The sequence below is a fragment of the Acinetobacter sp. YH16053 genome, assembly GCF_013417035.1.
Classification (GTDB): Bacteria; Pseudomonadota; Gammaproteobacteria; order Pseudomonadales; family Moraxellaceae; genus Acinetobacter; species Acinetobacter towneri.
This window is the reverse complement of the sequence record NZ_VPEP01000050.1, coordinates 1-5,140: the sequence shown is the minus strand read 5'-3', so window position 1 is coordinate 5,140 and position 5,140 is coordinate 1. Positions and strand designations below refer to the sequence as shown.

Genomic DNA, 5,140 nt, shown 5'->3' with positions numbered 1-5,140 from the left:
CCATCGAAACCTCGTGAATGTCGGTATCCTGTCTGGCAGGATACCGCTCATTTCCCTTGTTCAGTTCATCGCCGTCGCCGAGCATCTGAATTTTCGGCATGCGGCCAAGGCACTTGGTATCAGCCAGTCGAGCGTCAGCGCGCGTGTGAAAGCGCTGGAGGATAACCTTGGTGTCCTGCTATTTGAGCGCCATGCGCGGGGCGTTCGGCTAACAGACGCAGGCAGGCACTTCATGGGGCACTGTTGCAAATAGAGATTTGAGTCGATGATGTTCCCTTTAAAAAGTACTTAGAGACCGAAAACCCTGTTGATTAGACACACTTCACCCTGAGGCTGACCATAATAAAATGACGATGCTTGTCCTTTACGTAGTGCACGCATGACTTCAATACCTTTAATTGTGGCATAAGCCGTCTTCATAGATTTGAATCCTAATGTGGCCCTGATGATCCGCTTTAGCTTGCCATGATCACATTCAATCACGTTATTTTTATACTTAATCTGCCTGTGCTCAAGGTCTGGTGGACATTTACCTTCCCGTTTTAACCGTGATAAAGCACGTCCATATGTGGGTGCTTTATCCGTGTTGATCACTTGTGGAATTTGCCACTTCTTCACATTATTTAAAATTTTTCCAAGAAAACAATAAGCTGAATGGGTATTTCGTCTAGCAGAAAGATAGAAATCAAGAGTATGGCCACGTTGGTCAACTGCACGGTATAGATATGCCCATTTGCCATTCACTTTTACGTAAGTTTCATCCAGATGCCATAAATGTCGATCTGTAGGATTACGCCAATACCAACGTAAACGTTTTTCCATTTCTGGAGCATAACGCTGAACCCAGCGATAAATTGTGGTGTGATCAACATTCACTCCACGTTCGGCCAGCATTTCCTGAAGTTCACGATAGCTGATGCCATATTTACAATACCAACGAACAGCCCAAAGAATGATTTCACCTTGAAAGTGCCGACCGTGGAAGGGATTCATCTGCTGTATCTCGAAATAAATAAGATATTTAGCTTATCATGTCAGCCTATTTGCAACAGTGCCCAACTTGCGACACTAAATTGGGTAGATTGGTTCAATAAAGAGCGTGTACATAGTGCACTAGGTTATGTATCACCTTTTGATTTTGAAGCAATGTACTATGATAAGATTAACCCGTTAGGTCAGGTGGCCTAACTTAAATAAAAAACTCTCCGACAAACCCGGTACGGTTCACCTTTATCTTTGTTTGTGATGAATACATTAGCAAGTTCCCATTTAGGTGCTGCATGAGAGAGAATTGGTAAAGATAGACAGAGTCCTAAGATAAACTTTTTCATTAATTGTCCTATGAAATCTCATAATGATTTGTTAAATCATAACTTAATTTATTGCTGATCTAGCTTAGCTTATAATTAATTTGAATTATTTTTACGTTGTTTGAGAACTTCTAATCCTAAATCCTTCCAAATTTGCCATTTCATATCATTTGGGTCTATTTCAGCAGTTTTAAGCAGAATTCCAAGTAATTCGGCTGGGTCACGCTGATCAAGGTTAGCAATTTCAAAAAGTGCGCCTAATTGAATGAGATGACGTGTACGAGCTTTTCGTTCAGCTTCCTTTTCTGCATTCAGTAATTTTCTGACTGCTATCTTCTGTTTATTCGCTCGATCTATGGCTTTTTCAGCTTTGATCAAGGCATTCAATTTTTTCTCTTGGTCGGGAGTACGGTATTGGATTTGAGCTAATTCTAATAAAAGCTTTTGTGCATCACTGGGATTCTTTAAAGCAGAAATGTAGGTAATTTTTTCAGACAGCCAATCATTATTCATATTCAATTCCTTAATTCATATACCGCAAAAGCACAGGCTCAATACTCAAAGAACGATAACAAAATAATTACGTCCAAGGTACGCAATTTTGTTAAAGTCGTTCTAGAGATTGTCGCCTGTACTTCCATCAAAAAATTGATGGCGCGCTTAGACGTTTCTCAATTTCATTGAGAAACCTAAGCACGTTAGGGACTTCATCCCTAAAACCCTGAAACTTCTTTTTTTCGTTCAATTGAAAATTGAATGAAAAAAAGAAGTACCAAAGCTAGGAGCAACAGCATGCAACTAAAACAGGTATTGGGAAAAATCAAAGATATTAGTTTTGGCGTGATCGCAGCACCGCTAATTATCATCATTATGATGTGGGCTTCGATACTTGATCAAAGAGCGTTTAAAAAAGAACGTAACCGAAAAAAGGAACAGGATAAGACCTAATGGCGATTGCTCGTTTAAGTGTCAAAGTCGGTAAGGCAGGTAAAGCAGCACCGCATGCCGAATATATTGATCGGGATGAAGAAAAAAAGCTGAAACAAGAACAGGCAGAAACCGACCTTGAACATAGTGCCTATGGGAATATGCCGAAATGGGCTGAACATAATCCGATTACCTTTTGGGAAGCAGCCGACCTTTACGAGCGCAAAAATGGCAGTACCTATCGAGAATATGAAATTGCCCTGCCTAGAGAGATGAATGCCAAACAACGTCTAGAACTGGTTGAGGAGTTCATTCAGTCCGAGATCGGCTCAAAATATCCATATCAGTTTGCGATTCATAACCCTAAAGCAATGGACGGCAACGATCAGCCCCACGTGCATCTCATGTTTAATGAACGTCTGCAAGATGGAATCGAACGAGATCCAGAGCAATATTTCAAACGCTATAACAGCAAAAATCCTGAACGTGGCGGAGCTAAAAAAGACAATACAGGCAAGAGTTACCAGGAACGAAAAATTGATATTAAAGACCTACGCCAAAGATGGGCGGATTTATGCAACAGCCATTTAGAAAAACATCAAATTGATAGCCGTATTGATATGCGAAGCTACAAAGAGCAAGGCATAGAGAAAGAACCCGAAAAGAAACTGTTACCAAGCCAAGCCAAAGACCCTGAAATTAGGGAAGCCCTACAACAATCACGTACAGCCTATAAAGAGCTTGAGCGACTAGACTTAGGCGACCCCAAACAAGACCTGAAAGACCTCAAAAACAGCCCAATTTCAGACAAAGAAATTAAACAGGGTATTGAGAGCTTTAAGGCTGATTTTGACAGCTTTAAACAGCTTGCTTTGGAACAGTACAAACAACAGCAGAAATTAGAAAGAGAGCAACAGAAAACAATGAAGTTTAGAGGGATGAGCCGATGACACCTGATGAAAAAAAGCTATATGCACTAATGGCAGTTGCAGAACAACAGCAGAACCTCGTCAATCAGGCCGTTAAAGAGCTTCAAATCACGAAAGAACACATTCAAAGCACTATTGCTGGGCAGACCCACCATACTGTATCAAAATCGCTAAATACGGGCTTACAGGAGGGTACAGCGGAGCTTATTAAGACCGCTAAAGCACTTGGACGCTTGAATAATTCAATTGAATCAGCCCGTGATCAGTTGTCATGGAAGCTCATTACCATTGTTCTAGGCATCTTTGCCATTCTGATGCTTGGTATCATTTGGCTGTTTAGTGTTTATATCAAACCTTTAGGCAATATCCCGCAGATCGAGAGCCTGAGACAGCAAGGCATCCAGTTTGATATTGGAAGTTGTAAAGTTGATGGAGAATCTAAACCGTGTGTCCGAGTGATGAAAAAGCAGTGCGGATATGGAAAAAATGGCGATTTTTGTGTCATAGACCCAAAATAATAAGAATATTTCTTATGCTAAAAGAAAATTCTTACTTAATTTCAATTCTACGAGAGGAAAAGGGGTAATCATGCCATTGATTGAATATTACGGCTTGTTATTTGAATGGCATGACCAAAAAATGGATTTAGTCTACAGAGGGCGTGAAATTACGTTCGAAGAAGTCTGTAGTATTTTCCTTGATCCTGCATTGATGTCTTTTGATGATGTAGGACACTATGACGAACAACGACTAATATCAGTCGGTTTAAGCAATCGTGGTAGACTATTAACAGTGGTTTGGGTTGAACGTGGAGATGTTGCGAGAATAATCACTGCATTTGAACCATCACATCACCAAAAGCGGAGGTACAGCAATGCAAAATGAATTAGAACGCTATAAAAATTTTGATCCTACCAATGCCCCATTGGTTAAACCTAGTTTTGTGAAAAAATTACAGGAACGTCACGCCATCGCTCAAGCAAAGGCTTTTGATGCTGATGTGGTGACATGGTTAGGTTCACAAGATAATGAAACAAAACAACATATTAACGATATGGTTCGCCATATTATGGCATTGAAACGTACTTAATTAGGTATGACCTCCCTTTTTTGTTTTAATGTTTGATTGATTAATTAGAAAGCTCATTTGGTATTCATACCAAATGAGCTTTTACTTTATAGTTTTTGAAGGATACGCCGTGGTTAAGGAAGTTGTTATGTTGAAACATTCAAGTTTGGAAAGAAAAGAGTTCAAGCATGAAGAACTTGCACTAATAAAAAAACTTGATTTCAACGATATTGAGATTATTAAGCCTGATAATCTTGGACAAATCTTAATTTGGACTTCTAAACTTGCTGAATATCATCATGCTCAATTTGTTGAATTTAGTCATAAGTTAGATATTGTTGATGAAATAGAAGAGCGAGAAGAGATTAACAATAAGATTAATTTTTATAGAAAAAGTAGAGTTTTAGAGAATCATATCAAGGATTTCTATCTAAAAAAGCTATTGGATCAAGGAGAAGCGACAGTAAAGGGATATATCAAACATCCGATTAAACAGGATACAAATTACGCTGTAATTTCTTATCACGGATATCATTTTGTTAGTTTTGCTACTCCAGAGATTATTGAAAAATTTCCCTTACATTTTATTGATTTTGTACAAAGTGAAACACCAAAGACATTAGCAGATATACACTCTGATGAAGCTGTACTGCTATCAACGGTTAAGAATTTTATAACGCCCTTTAAAGAACAATATAAAAAAATAAAGAGTAAAAATAAGGAGATCAAAGAACACAATACGGTCGTACATAAAATTTATATAAAAATTAAAAATAAAGAAGCAACTTTGCAAAAGCCAACAGATTCAAAGCCTAAAGAATCTAGCCCCAAATCTGATGAAAAGATTACTTTACCAGTAAAAATGAAGCAGGTAGCTATTCAGCAAAATATAGCTTCACAAGAAA

Annotated in this window: 9 protein-coding genes and 1 pseudogene; 8 read left to right on the top strand and 2 right to left on the bottom strand. The window is 38.6% G+C overall.

Translation table 11 applies throughout. The annotated features are described in order from the left end of the window. On the top strand, positions 1 to 253 hold a 253-nt coding region (locus tag FTV43_RS14420), incomplete at its 5' end, for a LysR family transcriptional regulator (protein ID WP_179995765.1). 35 nt (positions 254 to 288) lie between these two features. Here the strand turns inward: FTV43_RS14420 and FTV43_RS14415 are convergent. Then, positions 289 to 993: an IS6 family transposase gene (locus FTV43_RS14415; RefSeq protein ID WP_005028420.1), complete on the bottom strand. Its 705-nt coding sequence runs from the start codon at positions 991 to 993 to the stop codon at positions 289 to 291. 63 nt (positions 994 to 1,056) lie between these two features. On the opposite strand from FTV43_RS14415, the pseudogene FTV43_RS14410 reads away from it, so the two are divergent. Continuing rightward, a pseudogene (locus FTV43_RS14410) lies at positions 1,057 to 1,188 on the top strand (IS3 family transposase); the annotation flags it as partial. A 218-nt stretch (positions 1,189 to 1,406) separates the two neighbouring features. Here the strand turns inward: FTV43_RS14410 and FTV43_RS14405 are convergent. Beyond that, on the bottom strand, positions 1,407 to 1,823 hold the full coding sequence (locus FTV43_RS14405) for a conjugal transfer protein TraD (protein ID WP_108091264.1): 417 nt from the start codon (positions 1,821 to 1,823) through the stop codon (positions 1,407 to 1,409). Positions 1,824 to 2,102: 279 nt separating this feature from the next. Here FTV43_RS14405 and FTV43_RS14400 point away from each other — a divergent pair, with 279 nt between their 5' ends. The 6 genes from FTV43_RS14400 to FTV43_RS14375 form a co-directional block, all read left to right on the top strand. Next, positions 2,103 to 2,258, top strand: coding sequence for a hypothetical protein (locus FTV43_RS14400; protein WP_002061201.1), 156 nt, complete (start codon positions 2,103 to 2,105; stop codon positions 2,256 to 2,258). Further along, complete coding sequence (locus FTV43_RS14395) at positions 2,258 to 3,187, top strand: MobA/MobL family protein (protein ID WP_119065094.1); 930 nt, start codon at positions 2,258 to 2,260, stop codon at positions 3,185 to 3,187. The genes FTV43_RS14400 and FTV43_RS14395 overlap by 1 nt, the downstream gene beginning before the upstream one ends. Further along, complete coding sequence (locus FTV43_RS14390) at positions 3,184 to 3,684, top strand: hypothetical protein (RefSeq protein ID WP_068550831.1); 501 nt, start codon at positions 3,184 to 3,186, stop codon at positions 3,682 to 3,684. The genes FTV43_RS14395 and FTV43_RS14390 overlap by 4 nt, the downstream gene beginning before the upstream one ends. Positions 3,685 to 3,754: 70 nt before the next feature. Continuing rightward, positions 3,755 to 4,051 (top strand): BrnT family toxin, encoded by a 297-nt coding sequence (locus FTV43_RS14385; protein ID WP_042087986.1) that lies wholly within the window; start codon positions 3,755 to 3,757, stop codon positions 4,049 to 4,051. Continuing rightward, entirely contained in the window at positions 4,041 to 4,256 is a 216-nt protein-coding gene (locus FTV43_RS14380; protein ID WP_042087985.1) for a hypothetical protein, read from the top strand. Before FTV43_RS14385 ends, FTV43_RS14380 begins: the two co-directional genes overlap by 11 nt. A 127-nt stretch (positions 4,257 to 4,383) precedes the next feature. Then, positions 4,384 to 5,140, top strand: a 757-nt coding sequence (locus FTV43_RS14375) for a hypothetical protein (RefSeq protein WP_179995766.1), incomplete at its 3' end; no start/stop codon positions are given.